This window comes from Paraburkholderia phenazinium (assembly GCF_900142845.1).
Taxonomy (GTDB): Bacteria; Pseudomonadota; Gammaproteobacteria; order Burkholderiales; family Burkholderiaceae; genus Paraburkholderia; species Paraburkholderia phenazinium_A.
This window is the reverse complement of the sequence record NZ_FSRU01000002.1, coordinates 366161-389522: the sequence shown is the minus strand read 5'-3', so window position 1 is coordinate 389522 and position 23362 is coordinate 366161. Positions and strand designations below refer to the sequence as shown.

Here is a 23362-nt window from a genome sequence, read left to right as displayed (position 1 = left end):
GGTGGGATCCATTCATTGGACTCGTCATGCAGCGTGCTTGAAGGATCCCGCGAGGCTGAATACCGAGGGCAGCGCCGACGGTGAAGACCCCGGGCCAAAGACCGGCGGCCTCGTCGGCGCGACGGGCTCCGCAGCGGTGCGCGCGGCCCTCTCTTCCGGGCTGACGTGGATACGCATGCGCGCTTCCATCATGCCGCACAGTTCTGTGCCCGCTTCGCCGAAGAGTTGATCCATCACGCGCTTGAGCACGCCCGACTCATGCCACGCCTTGAAGCGCCGATGACAGGTTTGATACGACGGGTATTTGCGCGGCATGGCGGACCAGGTGGCGCCGCTGTACATCACCCACAGCACGCCGTTGAGCACGGAGCGTGTGTTGGCGAGCGGCCGGCCACGCAATTCGGAACGCGGACGCAGTTCGGGGAGCAGCGGTGCAATGCGCTGCCATTCTTCGTCATTGATATCGCGGTACGGGGTCATGGACTTCTCCTTCGTCAAAATGTATGACTAAGAAGATATCGGCTTGCCCCCGGACCGAATATAAGATCAATCTGAATCTTGAAAATGCGCCCGCGACCGCCCGGCATTGGCCCGCAGACCCTGATCTATCGCAAAAGAACGCGGTTCCGGGTGAACCGCGGGATCAGCCGGTGTCGCGAGAAGCGCTTGAGCGCCCCTCGCGCCCCTCTGCGCTAACGCTCAGGTCAGCGACGTATCGACGATCCGGCGCGGCGCGTCGAGATACTCCTTCGATTGCATCTCGACAATGCGCGACACCGTCCGGGTGAACTCGTTGGCCATCGGGCCGTCGGTATACAACTGCTCGGGCGGCACGGCGGCGGACATCAGCAGCTTGACCTTATGGTCGTAGAACACGTCGATCAGCCACGTAAAGCGCCGCGCTTCCGAGGCCATCCGCGCGCTCATCTGCGGCACGCCCGACAGCACCACCGCGTGAAAGCGGCTCGCCAGTTCCAGGTAGTCGTTCTGCGAGCGCGGGCCGCCGCACAGCGTGGCGAAGTCGAACCAGACCACGCCGTCCGCCTTGCGCAGCGCTTTGAGCTCGCGCTTCTCGATGTGCAGGATCGGGCTTTCGTCGGGCACCGCGGCGAGGCGCGCGAAAGCGTCGCGCAGGGCCTTGTCCGAGGCCGCGCCAAGCGGCGTGTGATACACCTCGACCTGGGCCAGCGTGCGCTGCCGGTAGTCGATGCCCGCATCCACGTTGACCACGTCGAGCTTGCTCTTGATCAGTTCGATTGCCGGCAGCATGCGGTCGCGGTGCAGGCCGTCCGGATACAGCAGATCCGGATCGTAGTTGGACGTCATCACGAACTGCACGCCGTTCTCGAACAGCTTGTCGAGCAGGCGGTACAGGATCATCGCGTCGGCGATGTCGGAGACGTGGAATTCGTCGAAACAGATTAGCCGGTAACGCCTGGCAATGCGCCGTGCGAGTTCGTCGAGCGGATCGGCCGTGCCTTTCAGCTCTTCGAGTTCGCGATGCACTTCACGCATGAACTCGTGAAAATGCAGACGCGTCTTGCGATACAGCGGCACCACCGTAAAGAAGCTGTCCATCAGGAAGCTCTTGCCGCGCCCGACCCCGCCCCACATGTAGACGCCGCGCGGCAGGTCCGGATGGATCAAGAGTTTCTTGAACGCGTTCGAGCGGCGCGATTTGTATTCGCTCCACTCTTCGTAGCACCGCTGCAGACGGTCCACGGCCGCGCGCTGCGCCGGGTCCGATTGATAACCCCGCGTCTGCAGTTCTTTTTCGTAGTATTCGGTGACGTTCATTTTCTGGCTGCAAAAAAGAAGGCGGGAGGGATGAAACCCGCCCGCCTTCGTCGTAAAGCTAAGCTGCTGCGATCAGTCAGGCGTGCGCGCGTTTTACATGTTCAGCGCGCGCTTGTCCACGGCGAGTGCCGCTTCGCGCATGACTTCGGACAACGACGGGTGCGGATGGCAAATCCGGCCGATGTCTTCCGACGCCGCCTTGAATTCCATCGCCACCACGGCTTCCGCGATCAGGTCCGATGCGTTCGCCGAGATGATGTGCACGCCGAGCAGTTCGTCGGTCTTCGCGTCGGCGATCATCTTGACGAAACCATCCGCCTTGTTGATGCCGAGCGCGCGGCCGTTGGCCATGAACGGGAACTGGCCCGTCTTGATCTCGCGGCCTTCGGCCTTCAGCGCCTGTTCCGTCTTGCCGACCCATGCGATTTCCGGCTCGGTGTAGATCACCCACGGAATGCAGTTGTAGTCGATATGCGGCTTCTGACCGTCGATGATTTCAGCGACCAGCACGCCTTCGTCTTCCGCCTTGTGCGCAAGCATCGGGCCACGCACCACGTCGCCGATCGCGTACACGTTCGGCACGGCCGTTGCGCAGTGGTCGTCCACGTCGATGAAGCCGCGTTCGTTGGCCTTCAGGCCGATCGCTTCGAGGCCGAGGTTGTCGGCGTTCGGCACGCGGCCGATCGACACGATCAGGCGGTCCGCTTCCAGCTTCTGCGCGTTGCCGTCCTTGTCCGTGTAGTTCAGCGTGACGCTGTTGTCGGTCGTCGTCACTTCGCCGACCTTCACGCCCACGTGAATATCCAGACCCTGCTTCTTGAACTGCTTGGCCGCTTCCTTCGCCAGCGCCTGGTCAGCCGCGCCGAGGAATTCCGGCAGCGCCTCGAGCACCGTGACTTCAGCACCGAGACGACGCCACACCGAGCCCAGTTCCAGACCGATCACGCCGGCGCCGATCACGGCCAGCTTCTTCGGCACGGAGTCGAAGCTCAACGCGCCTTCGTTGTCGGCAACGATCTTGTTGTCGACCGGGATGTTCGGCAGGTGACGCGCCTTCGAACCCGTGGCGATGATCACGTTCTTCGCCGTAACCACTTCGGTTTCGCCTTCGCCGCTCACCTCGATCTGCACGCCGGCGTCCGTCTTGCCGGTGAACTTGCCATGGCCCTTCAGCCATGTGATCTTGTTCTTGCGGAACAGGAATTCGATACCCTTCGTCATCTTCTCGACGATGCCTTCCTTGCGGGCCAGCATCTTCGCAATGTCGACCGACACGTTTTCCACGCTGATGCCGTGGTCGGCCAGGTGATGCGACGCGTTTTCGAACTCTTCCGACGACGCGAGCAGCGCCTTCGACGGAATGCAACCCACGTTCAGGCAGGTGCCGCCGAGCTTCAGCGCGCCGGCCGGGTTCTTCCACTTCTCGATACAGGCCACGCTCTTGCCGAGCTGCGCAGCGCGGATGGCTGCGATGTAGCCGCCGGGACCGGCACCGATCACGACGACGTCAAATTCTTTGGACATGACAATCCTTTTGATGACGGAGCAACGCGCAGCCACGCTTCGCGGCGCGCGTCGTTCCAGTACTACGGAGTGCTAGATGCTTGCGGCTTGCTTTATATGGCGCCGGCTCGTGCGATCACAAGCCGGCGCCTTTGCCGTACCGACGCTTACAGGTCGAGCAGCAGGCGTGCCGGATCTTCCAGCGCGTCCTTCATGGCAACCAGCGACAGCACCGCTTCGCGACCGTCGATGATCCGGTGGTCGTACGACAGCGCCAGGTAGTTCATCGGGCGGATCACGATCTGGCCGTTTTCGACCACCGCGCGTTCCTTGGTGGCGTGCACGCCCAGAATCGCGGATTGCGGCGGGTTGATAATCGGCGTCGACAGCATCGAGCCGAACACACCGCCGTTCGAGATCGAGAACGTGCCACCCGTCATTTCTTCGATCGACAGCTTGCCGTCCTTGGCCTTCTGGCCGAATTCAGCAATCTTCTTTTCGATGTCGGCGAGGCTCAGCTGATCGGCATTGCGCAGGATCGGCACCACCAGGCCACGCGGCGAACCGACCGCGATACCGATGTCGAAGTAGCCGTGATAGACGATGTCGTTACCGTCGATCGACGCGTTCACCAGCGGGAACTTCTTCAGCGCGTGAACCGCCGCCTTGACGAAGAACGACATGAAGCCGAGCTTCACGCCATGTTCCTTCTCGAACTTGTCCTTGTACTTGTTGCGCAGGTCCATCACCGGCGCCATGTTCACTTCGTTGAACGTCGTGAGGATGGCGTTGGTTTGCTGCGACTCGAGCAGACGCTCGGCGATACGCGCGCGCAGACGCGACATCGGCACGCGTTGTTCCGGGCGGTCCTTCAGCCAGGCTTCGGCGGAAGCCGGCGCCTTCACGTCCGGCAGCGACGGCTTGGCGGCCTTCGCAGCGACCGGTGCCGGCGCAGCCTTGGCGGCCGGTGCCGGAGCGGCGCCGGCGGTCAGCACGTCACCCTTGGTGATGCGGCCGTCGCGGCCCGTGCCGGCGACGTCGCCCGAGGTCAGGTTCTTTTCCGCCAGCAGCTTGGCGGCGGCCGGCGAAGCGGCCGTGCTGGCACCCGTTGCGGATGCAGCTTGAGCAGCAGGCGCTGCTGCCGGTGCGGGAGCCGCAACCGGAGCCGGCTTCACTTCTGCTTCGACGGCAGCGGCGCCAGCCGTGCCTTCCGTGTCGATCTTCGCGATCACCTGGTCAGCGGTGACGGTGTCGCCGTCGTTGGCGATCACTTGCGCGAGCACGCCAGCCGAGGGGGCCGGCACTTCCAGCACGACCTTGTCGGTCTCGATTTCGATGAGGATTTCGTCCACGGCGACAGCGTCGCCGGGCTTCTTCTTCCACTGCAGCATGGTGGCTTCCGACACCGACTCCGAAAGCTGGGGGACCTTGACTTCTACAATAGCCATTGTGATTTTCCTGAATACGTATCTGGTGACTACGAACCGTCTGCGAACCGTGTATGAACCTTCAGACGCGGCGCGGGAAAGCGCCCTGCGCTTTCCCGGTTCGGTTCTGGTGGTTATTTAGCGATCGATGCGCTCTTGAGACGGCCGAATGCCCCTTCGACCAACGCCTTCTGCTGCTCGTAATGCTTCGCGTAGTAGCCGACCGCAGGCGAAGCCGACGCCGGACGGCCGCTGTAGGCCAGCTTCTGGCCGTCCTTCATGCCTTCCTTCAGGTGATGCTCGATGTAGAACCACGGGCCCTGATTCTGCGGCTCGTCCTGCACCCAGACCACTTCGGTTGCGTTGTCGTACTTCTTCATTTCCGCTTCGAACTGCTTGTGCGCGAACGGATAGAGCTGTTCGATACGGATGATCGCGACGTCGTAGGCCTTCGCTTCGCGGCGATGTGCGACGAGGTCGTAGTACACGCGGCCCGAGCAGGCCACCACGCGCTTGACCTTCTTCGCTTCGACCGCTTCGTCCACTTCACCGATGATCGGCTGGAACGCGCCCTTCGCCAGTTCGGACAGGTCCGACACGGCTTCCTTGTGACGCAGCAGCGACTTCGGCGTGGCGACGATCAGCGGCTTGCGGAACAGGCGGATCATCTGACGGCGCAGCAGGTGGAAAATCTGCGCCGGCGTAGTGGGCTGAACGACCTGCATGTTGTGGTCTGCGCACAGTTGCAGGAAACGTTCGATACGCGCCGACGAGTGCTCCGGACCCTGGCCTTCGTAGCCGTGCGGCAGCAGCATCGTGAGACCCGAGACGCGGCCCCACTTCACTTCGCCCGACGAGATGAACTGGTCGATCACGACTTGCGCGCCGTTCACGAAGTCGCCGAACTGCGCTTCCCATGCGACGAACGTGTTCGGTTCAGCGGTCGAGTAGCCGTATTCGAAGCCCAGAACGGCTTCTTCCGACAGCACCGAGTCGATCACCGTGAACTTCGCCTGACCTTCGGAGATGTTCTGCAGCGGCACGTACGTGCCGTCGTTCCAGCGTTCGCGGTTCTGGTCGTGCAGCACCGCGTGACGGTGCGTGAACGTGCCGCGGCCCGAGTCCTGACCGGTCAGGCGCACGGCATAGCCGGACGCGACCAGCGACGCGAATGCCAGATGCTCGCCCATGCCCCAGTCGAGCTTCGCTTCGCCACGGCCCATCGCGCGACGGTCGTTGATGACGCGCTCGACCAGCGGGTGAACCTTGAAGTTTTCCGGGATCGTGGTGATGCGCTCGGCAAGGCGCTTCAATTCGGCGAGCGGCACTGCGGTGTCCGCAGCGTCGGTCCACTTGCGGTTCAGGAACGGCACCCAGTCGACCGCGTACTTGCTCTTGTAGTTCGACAGAACCGGGTCCACGGTGTGGTGGCCTTCGTCCATCGCCTTGCGGTACGCCTTGACGAATTCGTCGCCTTCCGCGGCCGTGATCACGCCTTGCTGCACCAGCTTTTCAGCGTACAGCGCGCGCGTGCCCGGGTGCTTCGCAATCGTCTTGTACATCAGCGGCTGCGTGACCGCCGGCGTGTCCTGCTCGTTGTGGCCCAGCTTGCGGAAGCAGACGATGTCGACGACGACGTCCTTGTGGAACTGCATCCGGAAGTCGATGGCGAGCTGCGTAGCCAGCACCACCGCTTCAGGATCGTCACCGTTCACGTGCAGCACCGGTGCTTCGATCATCTTGACGACGTCCGAGCAGTACAGCGTCGAGCGCGAGTCGCGCGGATCCGACGTGGTGAAGCCGATCTGGTTGTTGATGACGATGTGCAGCGTGCCGTGCGTGCCGTAACCGCGCGTTTGCGCGAGGTTCAGCGTTTCCATCACGACGCCCTGGCCCGCGAAAGCCGCGTCGCCGTGGATCTGCACCGGCAGCACTTGCAGGCCGCTGTCGTCGCCGCGACGGTCCATCCGGGCCTTGGCCGAACCTTCGACCACCGGGTTGACGATTTCAAGGTGCGACGGGTTGAACGCGAGCGACAGGTGAACCGGGCCGCCTTCGGTCGAGACGTCCGACGAGAAACCCTTGTGGTACTTGACGTCGCCGGCCGGCAGGTCGTCCACGTGCTTGCCTTCGAATTCGGCAAACAGGTCAGCCGGCATCTTGCCGAGCGTATTGACCAGCACGTTCAGACGGCCACGGTGAGCCATGCCGATGACGATTTCCTGAACGCCGCGAGCGCCGCCGTGGCGCACGACTTCGTCCATCGAGGCGATGAAGCTTTCGCCGCCTTCCAGCGAGAAGCGCTTCTGGCCGACGTACTTGGTGTGCAGGAAGCGCTCGAGGCCTTCAGCGGCCGTCAGGCGATTCAGGATGTGCTTTTTCTTGTCGTTCGAGAAATTCGGCGTCGAACGGATCGACTCGAGCTTCTCTTTCCACCAGCGCTTCTGTTCCGGGTCGCTGAGGTACATGTACTCGACACCGATCGTGCCGCAGTACGTGTCGCGCAGCGCCTTGACGATTTCCCGCAGCGAGGCGCGCTCGAAACCGAAATACAGATTGGTCGCGCTGAACTCCTGGTCCATGTCGGCTTCGGTGAAGTCGTAGAACGCGGGTTCAAGTTCGGGAATGGCGGGACGTTCGCGGCGCTTCAGGGGATCGAGATTGGCCCATTGCGTGCCAAGGAAGCGATATGCGCCGATGAGGGACTGTACGTAGACCTGCTTGCGTGCGGTAGCGAGATCTTCGCCGCCGGCTGCGGTGCGCGGGATGAAGGCGTTGGCCTTGGCCCGTTGCGCAAACGATTCGACGATCGGGCCATGGGCCACGTCGTTGGCATTGCTGCCATCCGATGCAGGAACGTTCTGCAACGCGTCGAAATAGCTGCGCCAGTTCTCGGGCACTGACGCCGGATTATCGAGATACGCTTCGTACATTTCTTCTACGTACGGAGCATTGCCGCCGAACAGATAGGAGTTCGACTGGAATTGCTTCATCATTTTTACGCTCACCTTTCTTCGAGTTTCTCGAGAAATAGCGGGTTACCGAAACCTTCCGCGACACGGCCTGACCGTTTGGCGGATTGCGCGAATCAAGTCTTGCTTGGAAGGACCTTAACTTGCATCCGCGGAAGCATATCACATAACAGATAGTGCAGATAGCAGACACAGCGCCGCAAAGGCCCGCCGCAACAGGCTTTCAGCCACCTTCACAAAGCGCGCAATACTGTTCTGCAAATCTCAAAATGGCACCGGGGCGGCGCCTGTTGCGCTGCACCAGCGAACTTCTTCCCAAGCAATCAACGCTGTACGCCTGCATCCACCTACGTCTGGATGCAGGCCCCGCGTTCGCGTCCAGATCGGCCCCACTGCTTCTCCACCCTATCTATTCAACACCTCGCCCGCAGCCATTTGCTCACACTAGCTCTACGCAACACGGCTGCGGGATTGGCGCTCACAGGCGCCGAACAGTCGGCCCCGCTGTCGGGTTGCGTGCAGTCGGTCTGTATGCATTTTTTACTTTAGAAGGATCAGCAAATGGAACTCACTTCCCAATACACGAGCACTTCTGTCGGAACCCTACCCCAGGACACACGCGCCGACGGGCTGCAGTCCGCGCTAGCGCAGCGGGGTCAGCCGAGAATGTTCGCAGAATCGGACACCCCGCTTCAGTTTGCAGCGGGGCGAGATGACCAGCGACACTACGCGGCCAAAGGCGACACGCAGAGCCGGGGAAAGCGCGGCGGTGTACTAGGAGCGTGCGCGCGATCGGAGTTTCGGGAATGTCGAGGCGGCGACGCTCTCAAGGACGGCAGTACGTCGTACGTCAAATTCGATCAAAACGACCGCGCAGAGACCCGAGGCACCGAAGGGAAAGGATTATGCGAAGGCATCGTTCGCGACGCGATGCGTCGCATCGACCGCAACTATGGCATCACTGGGGGAACGGCAGACTTGCCAACTGCGGTCCGCAGCATGAACACCGATATGAAGAGTAGCCACAAAGCGGACGCAGAACAGTTCTACCACAATATCGAGTCATTCCAGGACAGCCCAACCAACCTCGGACTAACGAATTACCGCCTTTCCTCTACCTCGTTTTTCAATGCGGACGGGTTAACGCCGCGTACCGGGCGCATAGATGGCCTTATGAGCAGCATGCGCAATATGCCTCCGGGGGGCCTCGCATTGATACACGCGTCCATTCAACCCGCCGAGGCGATGGAGCCACCGATTAACGGTCACGCGTTGATGGTACAGCGGCTTCCCGAGGAGGCAGGCGCCCACGGAAGCTCGGCCCCAGCGCGGTATGCCATCTTCGACCCGAACAACGGTGTGTTCACCTACGAGAATCAGGACCGAATGGAAACCGCCTTGCGACAATATATGGATTCAGCTTTCTCCGAGATCGGCGACGGTGCTGCGCCGGACAGCGTGTCATTTTTTAATCCGCCCAATTCGAGCAATTGGGCTGCACTACCTCAAACACTTACGGTCCCTGCCCCTGACAGAATGCTTCCCGAGCCTAATCTCTCCGCCCCCCCTCATATTGAGCTCAAGCGAGGAGCGTCGTCGACCAACTAGGATAACTGACCGGGCGAAGGAGTCCGGCATGAACCACTAAACAAAAAACCGTTCCGGGCATGCCCGGAACGGCTTTTTTGTTCATACAAACCGCGGCGTTGAAGTCAGAAAAAACCTGCCTCGACGCGCCCGGCACACGCTCAGTCCACTGCGCCCTTACGGCTCGCGCTACGACGCTCGTGTTCCTTCAGATAGCGCTTGCGCAGACGGATGGATTGCGGCGTGACTTCGACCAGCTCGTCGTCGTCGATGAATTCCACCGCGTATTCCAGCGACATCTGGATCGGCGGCACGAGGCGCACCGCTTCGTCGGTACCCGACGAACGCACGTTGGTCAGCTGCTTGCCCTTGATCGGGTTCACGACCAGGTCGTTGTCGCGGCTGTGGATGCCGATGATCATGCCTTCGTACAGCGGCTCACCCGGCGACACGAACATACGGCCGCGATCCTGCAGCTTCCACAGTGCGTAGGCCACCGCGGCGCCGTCGTCCTGCGAAATCAGCACGCCGTTACGACGCTCGCCAACCGCGCCATCCTTCACCGGCTGGTACGAGTCGAACGTGTGGCTCATCAGACCCGTGCCGCGCGTGAGCGTCAGGAATTCCGACTGGAAGCCGATCAGGCCACGCGCCGAAATGCGGTACTCGAGACGCGTACGGCCACGACCGTCCGACGCCATGTCGAGCATTTCGCCCTTGCGGCGGCCCAGCTCTTCCATCACGCCACCCTGGTGGCCGTCTTCCATGTCGACCGTCAGGTTTTCGTACGGCTCGTGCTTCACGCCGTCGATTTCCTGCATCACCACGCGCGGACGCGACACGGCCAGCTCGTAACCTTCGCGGCGCATGTTTTCCACCAGAATGGTCAGGTGCAGCTCGCCGCGGCCCGCCACTTCAAACGTGGTTTCGTCGCCGGTTTCCTTCACGCGCAGCGCGACGTTGTGGTTCAGTTCCTTGAACAGACGGTCGCGGATCTGGCGGCTCGTCACGAACTTGCCTTCACGGCCAGCCAGCGGCGACGAATTCACAAGGAAGTTCATCGTCAGGGTCGGCTCGTCCACCGTGATCATCGGCAGCGCTTCCGGTTGTTCCGGTGCGCAGATGGTCACGCCAATGCCGATTTCTTCGATACCGTTGATCAGCACGATGTCGCCGGCTTCAGCGGAATCCACCTGGACGCGCTCGAGGCCCTTGAACGACAGCACCTGGTTGATCTTGCGGTTGAGGATCGCGCCGTCCGGACCCGAACGCACAGCCACAGCCATGCCCGGCTTGATACGGCCACGCGTGATACGGCCCACGCCGATACGGCCGACGTACGACGAATAGTCCAGCGAGGTGATCTGCAGCTGAAGCGGCGCTTCCGGATCCGCCGGGCGGACCGGCACGTGCTGCAGCACGGCTTCGAACAGCGGACGCATATCGCCTTCGCGCACGTCGGCGGTCAAGCCCGCATAGCCGTTCAGGCCCGATGCGTAGACGATCGGGAAATCGAGTTGTTCGTCGGTTGCGCCCAGCTTGTCGAACAGGTCGAAGGTCTGGTTGATCACCCAGTCGATCCGCGCGCCCGGGCGGTCCACCTTGTTGATGACCACGATCGGCTTGAGGCCGAGGGCCAGCGCCTTCTTCGTCACGAAGCGCGTTTGCGGCATCGGACCTTCAACGGCGTCGACCAGCAGCAGCACCGAGTCGACCATCGACAGCACGCGCTCCACTTCGCCGCCGAAGTCGGCGTGGCCCGGTGTGTCGACGATGTTGATGTGCGTACCTTCGTATTCGACCGCGCAGTTCTTCGACAGGATCGTGATGCCACGTTCCTTTTCGATGTCGTTCGAGTCCATCACGCGCTCGACAACCTGCTGGTTGTCGCGGAACGTGGCAGTCTGACGGAGCAGCTGGTCGACGAGTGTGGTCTTGCCGTGGTCGACGTGGGCAATAATGGCGATGTTGCGTAGGGCGCGAGTCATAGGAACCTGAAGACAGTTGAGTGCGCCAGCTGCAGCATTGTGTACAAAGCCAACAAAGCCCAAAGCGCACTTTTGGGAACCCAATATTGTAGCACGCGCAGATTAAGGTTCTCTGGTATTCCCTTACTCGCCGTCAGCCACCCCTGCCTGCCCGCACCGCGGCACACCCCTCGCCTGACAGACTGCCTTTCATTTCCTCACCCCAACCACCTGCCCTGAGGGCCCGTGCGGACGGCCCTGCCGGCCCGAGTCTCGCACAAAGATGCCGTCTATTTAATAGCTTGAGTGACTAAGGATCCTTACCTAAGCTGCAATAACGCTTGCCGCGTCAACTAACCGGCCCTTATAATCCTGCTTAGTCAACCATTGCAATCGCATGAGAATCATGACGGATCAGACCTCTACGTCACCGCCGGAAATCAGCGCCTATCAGCTAGGCGAAAGCGTCGGCTATCTGATTGCACGTACGAGATCGACCATGGCGGGCCTCGTCACCCAGCGCACCATGGCCGAGCTCGGCATCACCAGCCAGCAGGCCAGCATCCTGTTCATGGTAGCGAGCGGCAAGTGCCTGCTTGCCGCGGAACTGGCCCGTGAATACGGCATCGACGCCAGCGCTGTGACCCGTCTGGTGGACCGGCTGGAGAAGCGCGGCCTGCTCACCCGGGTGCGCAGCATCGAAGACCGGCGGGTCGTACGGCTCGCGCTGACACCGGAAGGCCGGGACATTGCGGTACGTATGCCGGCCATCTTCAACAGCGTGACCGACAACCTGCTGTCGGGGTTCACACCGGAAGAAGTCGGTTTTCTGAAGAGCATGCTGCGCCGCGTCCTGAGCAATAGCGGCTGCGATCTATCGGGCATAACCCGTGACACGACAATAAATCCCGACGGCAAATCGTCATAGACTGATTGCAGCGTCCATCATTACATTCCACTCACACGCAAAGAGTCGAGCGATGAAATCCCTTTCCCTGTCCGCGCCCGCGCTGTCGTGCCGGGCCGCCGTCACCGCAGCGGTGGCGGCGCTCGCCCTCACGGGGTGCGCGAACTACATCGGTATCAAGAGCGACAAGCAGATGTCGTCGCCGGCGCAGTACGAATCCAGCCAGAGCCTGCCGGCGCAGGGCGGCCAGTGGCCGTCGCTCGACTGGGCCAACCAGTTCGGCGACCCGCAACTGCCTCAACTGATCGCGGAGGCGCTGGAAGGCAGCCCGTCGATCGCCCAGGCGCAGGCGCGCCTCGCCAAGGCCTCGTCGTACATCGAAAGCTCGCGCTCGGCGCTCTATCCGAAGGTCAACGGCAGCTATTCGTGGAACCGCGAGATCTTCTCGACCAACTCGATCTATCCGCCGCCCTACGGCGGCACCTGGTATAGCGAGAACAACGTGCTGGCGAGCGCCTCGTGGGATCTCGACCTGTGGGGCAAGAACCGCGAGCGCCTCGGCCAGGCCGTGTCGCAGGAAAAAGCCGCCGAAGCGGACATGCAGCAGGCCCGCGTGACGCTCGCGGCGTCGGTCGCCAGCACCTATAACCAGCTCGCGCAGTTGTACGCGCTGCGCGACATCGCCGCGCGCGAAATCGCCAACCGCCAGGATATCGGCCGGATCACCAATGGCCGCGTTCTCGCCGGCCTCGACACCAATGTCGAGCGGCAGACGGCGAACGGCAACATTGCCACGAGCCAGTCCAACCTGACCGACCTCGACGGCCAGATCACCACCGTGCGCTACCAGCTCGGCGCGCTGCTCGGCAAGGGGCCCGATCGTGGGCTGCAGATCGCCAAGCCGGTTCTGACGGCCGGCAACGTGGTCACGCTGCCGGACAACGTGCCTGCCGATCTGGTGTCGCGCCGCCCGGATATCGTGGCCGCACGCTGGCAGGTCGAAGCCGAGATGCATGACGTGAAGGAAGCCAAGGCGGAGTTTTTCCCGGACATCAACCTGTCGGCCGGTCTCGGTTTCGATGCGTTCGGCTGGGGCAAATTCCTCACGGCATCGAGCCGTAACATGCAGCTCGGGCCGGCCATTCACCTGCCGATCTTCGACGCCGGCGCCTTGCGCTCGCAGCTGAAGGGCCGCTACGCCGACTTCGACCTCGACGTGGCGAACTACAACCAGACGCTGATCAACGCGCTGTCGGATGTGGCCACGCAGATCACCTCGATCCGCTCGATCGACCAGCAGTCGGGCGACGCGCAGCGCGCACTCGACGCGTCGACCAAGGCTTACCAGCTGGCCGTGATCCGCTACAAGGCCGGCCTCTCGGAGCAATTGCAGGTACTGACCGCCGACCAGAATCGCCTTGCCGCCGAACAGACGGTGACGAACCTGAAGATGCGCCGCCGCGACCTGCAGATCGGCCTGATCAAGGCGCTGGGCGGCGGTTTCGACGCCACCCAGACCGGTCTCGTGGTGCCGACCGATGCACCGGCCGGCGCGTCCGCGGTGCCTGCGGGCCAGGCGGCGCCGGCAGCACAGGCAGCACCCGCAACGCAGACCACACAAGCAGCGGCAGCGAACTGAATCCGAATGCCCACCCGAATAAACGACGCAGATTGAGAGAATACGGAGCATATCAATGAGCACCCCCCAGCAACCCGCTGCCAGCGCACAACCGGCGAACAACGGCAAACGCAAGCGCATGATGACGCTGCTCGTCATCGTGATCCTGATTGCCGCGATCGCCTACGGGCTGTACTACTTCCTCGTTGCGCGCTTCCACGAGTCGACTGACGACGCGTATGTGAACGGCAACGTGGTGCAGATCACGCCGCAAGTCACCGGCACGGTCATCGCGGTCAATGCCGACGACACCCAGACCGTCAAGGCGGGCGATCCGGTCGTCGTGCTGGATCCGGCCGATGCGCGCGTCGCGCTGCAACAGTCGGAAGCCAATCTCGGCCAGGTCGTGCGTCAGGTGCGCGGACTGTTCGCCGACGACAACCAGTACCAGGCGCAGGTTGAAGTGCGCGAGGCGGATCTGTCGCGCGCCCAGGACGACCTGCGCCGCCGTATGACGGTGGCTCAGACCGGCGCCGTGTCGCAGGAAGAAATCTCCCACGCCCGCGACGCCGTGAAGAGCGCCCAGGCCGCGCTCGACGCCGCCAAACAGCAGCTCGCGTCGAACCGCGCGCTGACCGCCAACACGACGATCGCCGATCACCCGAACGTCGAAGCGGCTGCCGCCAAGGTGCGCGACGCGTACCTCGCGAATGCCCGCAACACGCTGCCGGCGCCGGTCACCGGCTACGTCGCGAAACGCTCGGTGCAGGTGGGTCAGCGCGTCTCGCCGGGCAACCCGCTGATGGCGGTCGTGCCGCTGAACGGCGTGTGGGTCGACGCCAACTTCAAGGAAGTGCAACTGAAGCACATGCGCATCGGCCAGCCGGTCGAACTGACCGCCGACGTGTACGGTTCGTCGGTGGTGTTCCACGGCAAGGTGGTCGGCTTCTCGGCCGGCACCGGCTCGGCGTTCTCGCTGCTGCCGGCGCAGAACGCGACGGGCAACTGGATCAAGGTCGTGCAGCGCCTGCCGGTGCGGGTCCAGCTTGATCCGCAAGAGCTCGAAAAGCATCCGCTGCGCATCGGCCTGTCGATGAACGTCGACGTCAGCATCAAGGACGAAAGCGGCGGCCAGCTGGGCGACGCACAGAACACGGTGTATCAGACCAACGTGTTCGACAAGTACGGCGACGAGGCCGACGCCGAGATCGCCCGCGTGATTGCTGAAAACGCCGGCCCGAACGGTGGTGCCCAGAAATCGGCCGACCACGACACGAAGGCGCCTGCCAAGGCGATGTAAAGCTGCGCCACGTTTAAACAAGGTTTCTCATACATGGCTCAGGCTCAAGCGCAAATCCCTCATCCGCCGTTAGAGGGTGCGCAACTGGTGATCGGCACCATCGCGGTGTCGCTCGCCGTTTTCATGAACGTGCTCGACACCTCGATTGCGAACGTGTCGATTCCGTCCATCTCCGGGGACCTCGGCGTCTCGTCCGATCAGGGCACATGGGTGATCACCTCGTTCGCGGTGGCGAATGCGATCTCCGTGCCACTGACCGGCTGGCTCACCGAGCGCATCGGCCAGGTGCGCCTGTTCATGGCGTCGATCGTCCTGTTCGTGATCTCGTCGTGGATGTGCGGCCTCGCGCCCACGCTGCCCTTCCTGCTCGCCTCGCGCGTGCTGCAAGGCGCCGTGGCCGGCCCGATGATTCCGCTGTCGCAAACCCTGCTGCTCGCCAGCTACCCACGCGCGAAGGCGCCCATGGCGCTCTCGATGTGGGCCATGACCACGCTGATTGCGCCGGTGGCGGGCCCGATTCTGGGCGGCTGGATCTCGGACAATATCTCGTGGCCGTGGATTTTCTACGTCAACATCCCCGTCGGCGCGGTCGCCGCGATCGCCACGTGGGCGATCTTCCGCAAGCGCGATTCGGTGATCCGCAAGGCGCCGATCGACGGCGTGGGACTCGCCCTGCTGATCATCTGGGTGGGCTCGCTGCAAGTGATGCTCGACAAGGGTAAGGACCTCGACTGGTTCGCCTCGACCACGGTCGTGATACTGGCGCTGACGGCGGTGATTGCGCTCGCGTTCTTCATTGTCTGGGAACTGACCGCGGAGCATCCGGTGGTCGACCTGTCGCTCTTCAGCAGGCGCAATTTCACCGGCGGCACGGTGGCGCTCTCGATCGGTTACGGGCTCTACTTCGGCAATCTGGTGTTGTTGCCGCTGTGGCTGCAAACCGATCTGGGCTACACCGCCACCAACGCCGGTCTCGTGATGGCGCCAGTGGGCTTTTTCGCGGTGCTGCTCTCGCCGATCACCGGCAAGATCCTGCCGCGTACCGATCCACGCTACATCGCCACGGCCTCGTTTCTGGTGTTCGCGCTGTGCTTCTGGATGCGCTCGCGCTATACGACCGGTGTCGACACCTATTCGCTGCTGCTGCCCACCTTGATCCAGGGTATCGGCATGGCCGGGTTCTTCATTCCGCTGGTGTCGATCACGCTGTCGGGCCTGCCGGGCAACCGGATTCCGGCGGCGTCGGGGCTGTCGAACTTCGTGCGGATCATGTGCGGCGGCATCGGCACGTCGATTTTCCAGACCGCCTGGGATCACCGCACCATCATGCATCACGCGCAGTTGACCGCTCAGGCCAATGCGTACAACCCGGTGTTCGATCAGTCGATTCGTCAGATGGGTGCGGCCGGCTTGAGTCAGCCGCAAGCGTACGGCCTCTTCAACAACATGGTGACGCAACAGGCGGCGCAGTTGGGGGTGAACGATCTGTTCTTCATCTCGGCGGGGATCTTCGTCGCGCTGATTGCGCTGATCTGGATCACGCGGCCCGAGCGTGCGGGTGGCGACGCCGGCGCGGCAGCGGCGGCGGCGCACTGAGTTGAGGGAAGCAGTCACGAGGTGACGGTGCGTGAGTCAGTGTTTGACGCACCGTCTTCGAAGCAGGCAGGCTCGCAGCAAAGAAAAAGGCGGTACCGCATCACTGCGGTACCGCCTTTTTTGTCTCTGCGCGTGGAACGACGCTATTCAGGTCCCCGCGGTCTCTGCGGTCACCACCAACCGCTCCGGCGCCAACACGCCCTCGCCCAGTTTCGCGACGCCCAGCAATCGGCCGTCTGCCGCATAGACTCGCACGCGTTCGGCATTCGCCGCCTCGTCGCTCAGAATCAGATCGGCAAGACGCAGCCGCTGGCCATGCAGAAACCGGCGTGTCGCCTCGGCATCGAGCGCCACTGGCGGGAACGTCGACAGCAACGCGTCGACCGGCTGCAGCCATCGATCGCGCTCGCCTTCCGCAGCGTCGGACAGCGCATCGAGCGTCACCGCATTCTCCAGCGTCAGCGCACCGACGCCGGTGCGCCGCAACGCCACCAGATGCGCGCCGCAGCCAAGCGCTTCGCCGATATCCTCGGCCAGCGTGCGGACATACGTCCCCTTGCTGCAGGTCACGCGAAACGTGACGTCCGGCAAGGCGCAGGCCAGCATCTCGAGCACATGAATCGTCACCGGGCGCCCCGCCCGCTCCACCACCTGGCCGGCGCGTGCGTATTCGTACAAGGGCTTGCCGTCGCGCTTGAGCGCCGAATACATCGGCGGCACCTGCACGATATCGCCGCGAAAGCGCGCCATTGCCGCCACGACCGCCGGCTCGTCGCACGTGACCTCGCGCGTCTCGATCGCTTCGCCTTCGGCGTCGCCGGTGGCCGTGCGGATGCCGAGGCGCATCGTCGCCTCATAGGTCTTATCGGCTTCGAGCAGATCCTGCGAGAACTTGGTCGCCTCGCCGAAACACAGCGGCAGCAAACCGGAAGCGAGCGGGTCGAGCGTGCCGGTATGGCCGGCCTTCTTCGCCAGATAGAGACGCTTGGCCCGAATCAGCGCGTCGTTACTCGACAGGCCGATGGGCTTGTCGAGCAGCAACACGCCGTCGAGCACGCGACGCGGCACACGGGGCCGTTGAGGTGCGGTCATGTCAGAAAATTGAGGACGAACGGAGAGTCGGCAACGCAGCTATAGATTCGCGCGAAAGCGATCAATCTTCTTTCGCGCGGCTCGCGTTCGCTTCGTCGATCAGGCGCGACATCTCCACGGCCTGTTCGATGGTCTTGTCGTAATGGAAATGCAGCGTGGGCACCGTGTGGATATGCAGGCGCTTGAAGAGCTGATTGTGCAGATGGCCGGCCGCGTGCGTCAGTGCTTCCAGCGTCTGCTGCGGGTCGCCCGTCAGCGTGGTGAAGAAGACCTTGGCATGTGCGTAGTCCGGCGTCAGCTCGACGCTCTGGATCGTGACGATACCGATGCGCGGGTCCTTGACCTCGCGCAGCAGATCGGACAGGTCGCGCTGGATCTGATCGGCGATCTGCACGTTGCGATTGGGGGAAGAACGTTTCTTAGGCATGGTGAATCCGTAATCCGCTCTGGCGGATAGCAATGAGGTTCGCGTCTGCTTCAGCGGGAAATCACGAACAAACGCGAGCAAACACAAACACAAGCACGAGCGCACACAAACGGCGCAGGCAAAAAACAAGGGGCGGCGCAAGGCGCCAAGCGCCCGCCCCGCCCCTTTAGCGTCGCGCCTGAATTACAGCGAACGCGCGACTTCGGTGACTTCGAAGACTTCGAACTGGTCGCCTTCGACGATGTCGTTGAAGTTCTTGATCGACATACCGCACTCGAAGCCTTGACGCACTTCTTTGACGTCGTCCTTGAAGCGCTTGAGCGAATCGAGCTCGCCCGTGTGAATCACGACGTTGTTGCGCAGCACGCGCACCGACGACGAGCGCTTGACGAAGCCGTCCGTGACCATACAGCCGGCCACTGCACCGATCTTCGGTACCTTGAAGACCTGACGCACTTCGACCATACCGGTCACGACTTCGCGCTTCTCCGGCGCCAGCATGCCCGACATCGCGGCCTTCACTTCATCCACAGCGTCATAGATGATGTTGTAGTAGCGAATGTCGATACCGTTGGACTCCGCCAGCTTGCGCGCCTGAGCATCCGCCCGGGTGTTGAAGCCGATGATGACCGCCTTCGAGGCCGTTGCCAGGTTGACGTCGTTTTCGCTGATGCCGCCCACTGCGCCGTGCACGATCTGCACGCGCACTTCGTCGGTAGACAGCTTTTGCAGCGATTGCACCAGCGCTTCCTGTGAACCTTGCACGTCGGCCTTGACGATAAGCGGCAGGTACTGCACTTCGCCTTCGCCCATCTGTTCCAGCATGTTCTCGAGCTTGGCGGCCTGTTGCTTGGCCAGCTTGACGTCGCGGAACTTGCCTTGACGGAACAGTGCGACTTCACGCGCCTTGCGGTCGTCCGGCATGACGATGACTTCTTCGCCAGCCTGCGGCACTTCCGACAGACCTTGAATCTCAACCGGGATCGACGGACCGGCCGACTTGGTCGGCTTGCCGGTTTCGTCGAGCATGGCACGCACGCGGCCATACGCGCTACCTGCGAGCACCACGTCGCCGCGGTTCAGCGTACCGGACTGGACCAGGATCGTTGCGACCGGACCCTTACCCTTATCCAGCTTCGCTTCGATAACCAGACCCTTGGCCGGTGCGTCGACCGGTGCCTTCAGTTCCAGCACTTCGGCTTGCAGCAGCACGTTTTCAAGCAGGTCGTCGATACCCGCGCCGGTCTTGGCCGACACCGACACGAACGGCGAATCGCCACCGTACTCTTCCGGCACGACACCTTCCGCGACCAGTTCCTGCTTGACGCGTTCCAGATTCGCATCCGGCTTGTCGATCTTGTTGATCGCGACGACGAGCGGCACGCCGCCGGCCTTCGCGTGGGCGATCGCTTCCTTCGTCTGCGGCATCACGCCGTCGTCGGCTGCCACCACCAGAATCACGATGTCGGTAGCCTTGGCGCCGCGCGCACGCATGGCCGTGAAGGCCTCGTGACCCGGCGTGTCGAGGAACGTGATCACGCCGCGCGGCGTTTCCACGTGGTAGGCGCCGATGTGCTGCGTAATCCCGCCCGCTTCACCCGCAGCCACCTTGGCGCGGCGGATGTAGTCGAGCAGCGAGGTCTTGCCGTGGTCGACGTGACCCATCACGGTCACCACCGGCGGACGCGGCAGCAGTTCGGCGTCGGTGGTTTCGCCACCTTCGACCAGCATCGCTTCCGGATCGTCCAGCTTGGCTGCAACCGCGTGGTGGCCCAGTTCCTCGACGATGATCATCGCCGTTTCCTGGTCCAGCATCTGGTTGATGGTGACCATCTGGCCGAGCTTCATCATCGACTTGATGACTTCCGACGCCTTCACGGCCATCTTGTGAGCCAGATCGGCAACCGTAATCGTTTCCGGCACATGCACTTCACGCACGATCGGTTCGGTCGGCGCCTGGAACGTGGTGTTCTGATCCTGATGCTTGCCGCGACCCTTCGGGCCGCCGCGCCAGCCGCGATCGACACCGCCGCTCGTATCGCCACGCGTCTTGATGCCGCGGCGCTTCGCTGCGTCGTCCTGCCAGCCGCCCTTGCCTGCGCCCGGCTTCTTCTTGTCGCCAGCCGACGGCGCCGTCGTAGCAGCCGGTGCTGCCGCTGCCGGCTTCTTCGCGGCCGGACGTGCCGGCGCTGAGCCTTCCGGACGGGCCGGCTTGTGCAGCGTACCCTTGGCTTCCACCGCCTTGGGCGCTTCAACCGGCTTGGCCGCCGGCGCCGGTTCCGGCGCCTTGACCTGGGCCTTGCGCGGCGTGTTCATCATTTCGCGAATCGCACGTGCTTCGGCTTCTGCCTTGGCGCGGCGCTTGCTGACTTCTTCCTGCTCCGCGCGCGTCTTTTCCGCGGCCTGACGCGCTGCGTCTTCCGCCTTCTTCGCGGCTTCGCGTTGCGCGGCACGTTCTGCTGCGGCGCGTTCATCGTCCTGCTCGCTGGCGGCAACCGGTGCAGCGGCGGCGGGCTGGGCAACCTGCACAGCCTGTTCGACCTTCTCGGCCTTCTTCTGCGCGGCAGCTTCCGCTGCAGCGGCGGCACGCTTCTTCGCCGCTTCCTCTTCCGCACGACGACGCTCGGCTTCGGCCGCCTGCTCACGCGCCTGGCGCTCTGCCTCTTCGCGCTCGAGCTGTTCCTGACGGGCCTTCAGCTCCTGAGCCTGCTTTTCGAGCAGCTCGGCTTCGTGACGCGCTTCTTCCTCGCGACGTTGAAGTTCGAGCTCGTCCGTATCGGTGTCGGCCTCGGCCACATGATTCGATGCATCGCCGCCTTCGCCACCCGCTTCATCGCGGCGGACGAACGTGCGCTTCTTGCGCACCTCGACCTGAATGGTACGAGCCTTACCCGTCGCGTCGGATTGCTTGATCTCCGACGTATGCCGTTTCGTCAGCGTGATCTTGCGCTTGTCCGCATCAGTCGAGCCGTGAGACTTGCGCAAGTGGTCGAGCAGACGCGCCTTGTCCGTCTCGGACAGGGTGTCGTCTTCGCTCGCTTTTGTGACGCCTGCTGCCTGAAGCTGCTCAAGGAGCACGCCTGCAGGCATTTTCAGTTCCGCGGCAAATTGGGCTACGTTGTTACTCGCCATTCATTCCTCTTAATGCAAGGACCGATTCCTTGCGGTTAGCATCTTGTCATGCGGCCTGACGGCCGCTTCAATTTAGTGCGCCATGGTCATTTCTCACTGGAACCAATGTTCACGTGCTTTCATGATCAACGCCTTAGCGGCATCCTCTTCCATTCCGGTCAACTCGACCAATTCATCTACAGCCAGCTCGGCCAGATCGTCACGCGTGTGAATCTGGTGTTCCGCCAGCTTCGCGAGCAGGTCGGCGTCGATGCCGTCCAGGCTCTTCAGGTCGAGCGCTACGTTTTCGACCTTTTCTTCATTTGCGATGGCCATCGTCAACAACGCATCGCGTGAGCGATTGCGCAGTTCGTGCACGGTGTCTTCGTCGAACGCTTCGATCTCGAGCATCTCGTTGAGCGGCACATAAGCGATCTCTTCGAGGCTCGTAAAGCCTTCGTCGATCAGGATGTCAGCCACTTCTTCGTCGACATCGAGACGCGCCATGAACAGGTCACGCAGAACACCGCGTTCCTGATTCTGCTTTTGCGCAGATTCGTCCGGCGTCATGATGTTGATCTGCCAGCCGGTGAGTTCGCTGGCAAGACGCACGTTCTGGCCGCTGCGGCCGATTGCGACCGCCAGTTCGTTTTCGTCGACGACGACGTCCATCGAATGCTTTTCTTCATCGACGACGATCGACTGCACGGCTGCCGGCGCGAGCGCGCCGATCACAAACTGGGCGGGATCTTCCGACCATAGCACGATGTCGACGTTTTCGCCACCGAGCTCATTACGGACGGCCTGCACGCGCGAACCGCGGATACCGACGCAGGTGCCGATCGGATCGATGCGTTTGTCATAAGCGACCACGCCGATCTTGGCGCGCACGCCAGGGTCACGCGCGGCGGCCTTGATTTCGAGCAGGCCTTGCTCGATTTCCGGCACTTCCATCTCGAACAGCTTCATCAGGAACTCGGGCGCCGTACGCGAGAGTTCGATCTGCGGACCGCGAGCGGTGCGATCGACCTTGGCGATATAGGCGCGCACGCGGTCGCCCACGCGCAGGTTTTCCTTCGGAATCAGCTGGTCGCGGCGCAGCAGCGCTTCGACACGGCCCGACTCGACGATGAAGTTACCCTTGTCGAGGCGCTTGACCGTGCCGGTCATGATGTTCTCGCCGCGCTCCAGGAAGTCGTTCAGGATCTGCTCGCGCTCGGCGTCGCGCACCTTCTGCAGGATCACCTGCTTGGCGGCCTGCGCGCCGATCCGGCCGAATTCGATCGACGGCACCGGTTCTTCGATGAACTCGTCGAGCTGCGCGTCGGGCTTCTGCTCACGCGCTTCGAACAGCAGGATTTCCTGATCCGGCTCTTGCAGACCGGCTTCGTCCGGCACCACGCGCCAGCGGCGGAACGTTTCGTGCTCGCCGCTTTCACGGTCGATATGGACGCGGATGTCCGCATCTTCTTCGAAGAGTTTCTTGGAGGCCGAAGCGAGAGCCGCTTCAAGCGCGGCAAATACCACGTCTTTATCGACGTTCTTCTCGCGTGCCAGCGCATCCACCAGCATCAACACTTCGCGACTCATTGTTTGCGGCTCCTAAAGTCAACTTTCGGAACGAGGCGTGCTTTATCGATGTCCGCGAGCGTGAAATCGAGCATCGCGGCGCCTTCCTTCCCTTCAAATTCCAGACCGATCGTTTCGCCTTCGGGCGCATGCAGGATGCCCCGGTACGATTTCCGTCCGTCCAATGGCTTTTTCAGTGTAATTGCCACTTCGCTGCCTGCGAAGCGTTCGAAATCCGCCAGTTTCTTCAGCGGGCGGTCGAGACCGGGCGACGACACTTCAAGCCGCTCGTAATCGATATTTTCGACCGTCAGAACGTGCTGGAGCTGACGCGTGACCTTTTCGCAATCTTCAATTGCGATGCCGGCCGGCTGGTCGATGTAGATACACAGCATGCCGCGCCCGGTGCGCTCCAGATCGACGAGCTCGTAGCCGAGACCCACGACCGTGGTTTCAATCAGTTCCGTCAGTTGCACAGTGCCCTCTAAG

Annotated in this window: 16 protein-coding genes; 5 read left to right on the top strand and 11 right to left on the bottom strand. The window is 62.6% G+C overall.

Going from position 1 to position 23362, the window contains the following annotated elements; genetic code table 11:
* Positions 1 to 24: 24 nt before the first annotated feature.
* From BUS12_RS18800 to BUS12_RS18780, 5 genes are all read right to left on the bottom strand, one after another.
* On the bottom strand, positions 25 to 480 hold the full coding sequence (locus BUS12_RS18800; protein WP_074298177.1) for a transposase: 456 nt from the start codon (positions 478 to 480) through the stop codon (positions 25 to 27).
* A gap of 219 nt (positions 481 to 699) precedes the next feature.
* Positions 700 to 1797, bottom strand: coding sequence for a cell division protein ZapE (zapE, locus tag BUS12_RS18795; RefSeq protein ID WP_074298175.1), 1098 nt, complete (start codon positions 1795 to 1797; stop codon positions 700 to 702).
* A 93-nt stretch (positions 1798 to 1890) separates the two neighbouring features.
* The gene (gene lpdA / locus BUS12_RS18790) at positions 1891 to 3321 is read right to left on the bottom strand and encodes a dihydrolipoyl dehydrogenase (RefSeq protein ID WP_074298174.1); all 1431 of its coding nucleotides are present in this window, start codon (positions 3319 to 3321) and stop codon (positions 1891 to 1893) included.
* Positions 3322 to 3467: 146 nt separating this feature from the next.
* A complete protein-coding gene (odhB, locus tag BUS12_RS18785) occupies positions 3468 to 4748 on the bottom strand; it encodes a 2-oxoglutarate dehydrogenase complex dihydrolipoyllysine-residue succinyltransferase (RefSeq protein ID WP_074298172.1) in 1281 nt (426 codons plus the stop codon).
* 113 nt (positions 4749 to 4861) lie between these two features.
* A complete protein-coding gene (locus BUS12_RS18780; protein WP_074298170.1) occupies positions 4862 to 7723 on the bottom strand; it encodes a 2-oxoglutarate dehydrogenase E1 component in 2862 nt (953 codons plus the stop codon).
* A 537-nt stretch (positions 7724 to 8260) separates the two neighbouring features.
* Here BUS12_RS18780 and BUS12_RS18775 point away from each other — a divergent pair.
* Positions 8261 to 9307, top strand: a complete 1047-nt coding sequence (locus tag BUS12_RS18775) for a hypothetical protein (protein WP_074298168.1) — start codon at positions 8261 to 8263, stop codon at positions 9305 to 9307.
* 140 nt (positions 9308 to 9447) lie between these two features.
* Here the strand turns inward: BUS12_RS18775 and typA are convergent, their stop codons facing one another.
* Positions 9448 to 11274 (bottom strand): translational GTPase TypA, encoded by a 1827-nt coding sequence (gene typA, locus BUS12_RS18770; RefSeq protein ID WP_074298166.1) that lies wholly within the window; start codon positions 11272 to 11274, stop codon positions 9448 to 9450.
* Between the two features lie 385 nt (positions 11275 to 11659).
* Here typA and BUS12_RS18765 point away from each other — a divergent pair, with 385 nt between their 5' ends.
* Genes BUS12_RS18765 through BUS12_RS18750 form a run of 4 tightly spaced genes read left to right on the top strand, consistent with a single transcriptional unit; the run spans position 11660 to position 16674 of the window.
* Positions 11660 to 12181, top strand: a complete 522-nt coding sequence (locus tag BUS12_RS18765; protein ID WP_074298164.1) for a MarR family winged helix-turn-helix transcriptional regulator — start codon at positions 11660 to 11662, stop codon at positions 12179 to 12181.
* Positions 12182 to 12233: 52 nt separating this feature from the next.
* Positions 12234 to 13799, top strand: coding sequence for an efflux transporter outer membrane subunit (locus BUS12_RS18760; RefSeq protein WP_074298162.1), 1566 nt, complete (start codon positions 12234 to 12236; stop codon positions 13797 to 13799).
* Between the two features lie 55 nt (positions 13800 to 13854).
* Positions 13855 to 15078 carry an EmrA/EmrK family multidrug efflux transporter periplasmic adaptor subunit gene (locus BUS12_RS18755; protein ID WP_074298160.1) on the top strand — a complete coding sequence of 408 codons (1224 nt, stop codon included), beginning with the start codon at positions 13855 to 13857 and terminating at the stop codon, positions 15076 to 15078.
* Between the two features lie 33 nt (positions 15079 to 15111).
* Complete coding sequence (locus BUS12_RS18750) at positions 15112 to 16674, top strand: DHA2 family efflux MFS transporter permease subunit (RefSeq protein WP_074298158.1); 1563 nt, start codon at positions 15112 to 15114, stop codon at positions 16672 to 16674.
* A gap of 147 nt (positions 16675 to 16821) precedes the next feature.
* On the opposite strand, the gene truB is transcribed toward BUS12_RS18750, so the two are convergent.
* The 5 genes from truB to rimP form a co-directional block, all read right to left on the bottom strand.
* The gene (gene truB, locus BUS12_RS18745) at positions 16822 to 17766 is read right to left on the bottom strand and encodes a tRNA pseudouridine(55) synthase TruB (RefSeq protein WP_074298156.1); all 945 of its coding nucleotides are present in this window, start codon (positions 17764 to 17766) and stop codon (positions 16822 to 16824) included.
* A 61-nt stretch (positions 17767 to 17827) separates the two neighbouring features.
* Positions 17828 to 18193: a 30S ribosome-binding factor RbfA gene (rbfA, locus tag BUS12_RS18740; protein WP_074298154.1), complete on the bottom strand. Its 366-nt coding sequence runs from the start codon at positions 18191 to 18193 to the stop codon at positions 17828 to 17830.
* A 183-nt stretch (positions 18194 to 18376) separates the two neighbouring features.
* Positions 18377 to 21325 (bottom strand): translation initiation factor IF-2, encoded by a 2949-nt coding sequence (gene infB / locus BUS12_RS18735; protein WP_074298152.1) that lies wholly within the window; start codon positions 21323 to 21325, stop codon positions 18377 to 18379.
* 93 nt (positions 21326 to 21418) lie between these two features.
* Entirely contained in the window at positions 21419 to 22894 is a 1476-nt protein-coding gene (gene nusA / locus BUS12_RS18730) for a transcription termination factor NusA (RefSeq protein WP_074298150.1), read from the bottom strand.
* On the bottom strand, positions 22891 to 23349 hold the full coding sequence (rimP, locus tag BUS12_RS18725; RefSeq protein ID WP_074298148.1) for a ribosome maturation factor RimP: 459 nt from the start codon (positions 23347 to 23349) through the stop codon (positions 22891 to 22893). The genes nusA and rimP overlap by 4 nt, the downstream gene beginning before the upstream one ends.
* Between the last annotated feature and the right edge of the window lie 13 nt (positions 23350 to 23362).

What these genes read in the sequence shown, in the direction of transcription:
- BUS12_RS18800 (WP_074298177.1), bottom strand. Translation starts at nt 480, where the DNA reads ATGACCCCGTACCGCGATATCAATGACGAAGAATGGCAGCGCATTGCA.
- zapE (WP_074298175.1), bottom strand. Translation starts at nt 1,797, where the DNA reads ATGAACGTCACCGAATACTACGAAAAAGAACTGCAGACGCGGGGTTAT.
- lpdA (WP_074298174.1), bottom strand. Translation starts at nt 3,321, where the DNA reads ATGTCCAAAGAATTTGACGTCGTCGTGATCGGTGCCGGTCCCGGCGGC.
- odhB (WP_074298172.1), bottom strand. Translation starts at nt 4,748, where the DNA reads ATGGCTATTGTAGAAGTCAAGGTCCCCCAGCTTTCGGAGTCGGTGTCG.
- BUS12_RS18780 (WP_074298170.1), bottom strand. Translation starts at nt 7,723, where the DNA reads ATGATGAAGCAATTCCAGTCGAACTCCTATCTGTTCGGCGGCAATGCT.
- BUS12_RS18775 (WP_074298168.1), top strand. Translation starts at nt 8,261, where the DNA reads ATGGAACTCACTTCCCAATACACGAGCACTTCTGTCGGAACCCTACCC.
- typA (WP_074298166.1), bottom strand. Translation starts at nt 11,274, where the DNA reads ATGACTCGCGCCCTACGCAACATCGCCATTATTGCCCACGTCGACCAC.
- BUS12_RS18765 (WP_074298164.1), top strand. Translation starts at nt 11,660, where the DNA reads ATGACGGATCAGACCTCTACGTCACCGCCGGAAATCAGCGCCTATCAG.
- BUS12_RS18760 (WP_074298162.1), top strand. Translation starts at nt 12,234, where the DNA reads ATGAAATCCCTTTCCCTGTCCGCGCCCGCGCTGTCGTGCCGGGCCGCC.
- BUS12_RS18755 (WP_074298160.1), top strand. Translation starts at nt 13,855, where the DNA reads ATGAGCACCCCCCAGCAACCCGCTGCCAGCGCACAACCGGCGAACAAC.
- BUS12_RS18750 (WP_074298158.1), top strand. Translation starts at nt 15,112, where the DNA reads ATGGCTCAGGCTCAAGCGCAAATCCCTCATCCGCCGTTAGAGGGTGCG.
- truB (WP_074298156.1), bottom strand. Translation starts at nt 17,766, where the DNA reads ATGACCGCACCTCAACGGCCCCGTGTGCCGCGTCGCGTGCTCGACGGC.
- rbfA (WP_074298154.1), bottom strand. Translation starts at nt 18,193, where the DNA reads ATGCCTAAGAAACGTTCTTCCCCCAATCGCAACGTGCAGATCGCCGAT.
- infB (WP_074298152.1), bottom strand. Translation starts at nt 21,325, where the DNA reads ATGGCGAGTAACAACGTAGCCCAATTTGCCGCGGAACTGAAAATGCCT.
- nusA (WP_074298150.1), bottom strand. Translation starts at nt 22,894, where the DNA reads ATGAGTCGCGAAGTGTTGATGCTGGTGGATGCGCTGGCACGCGAGAAG.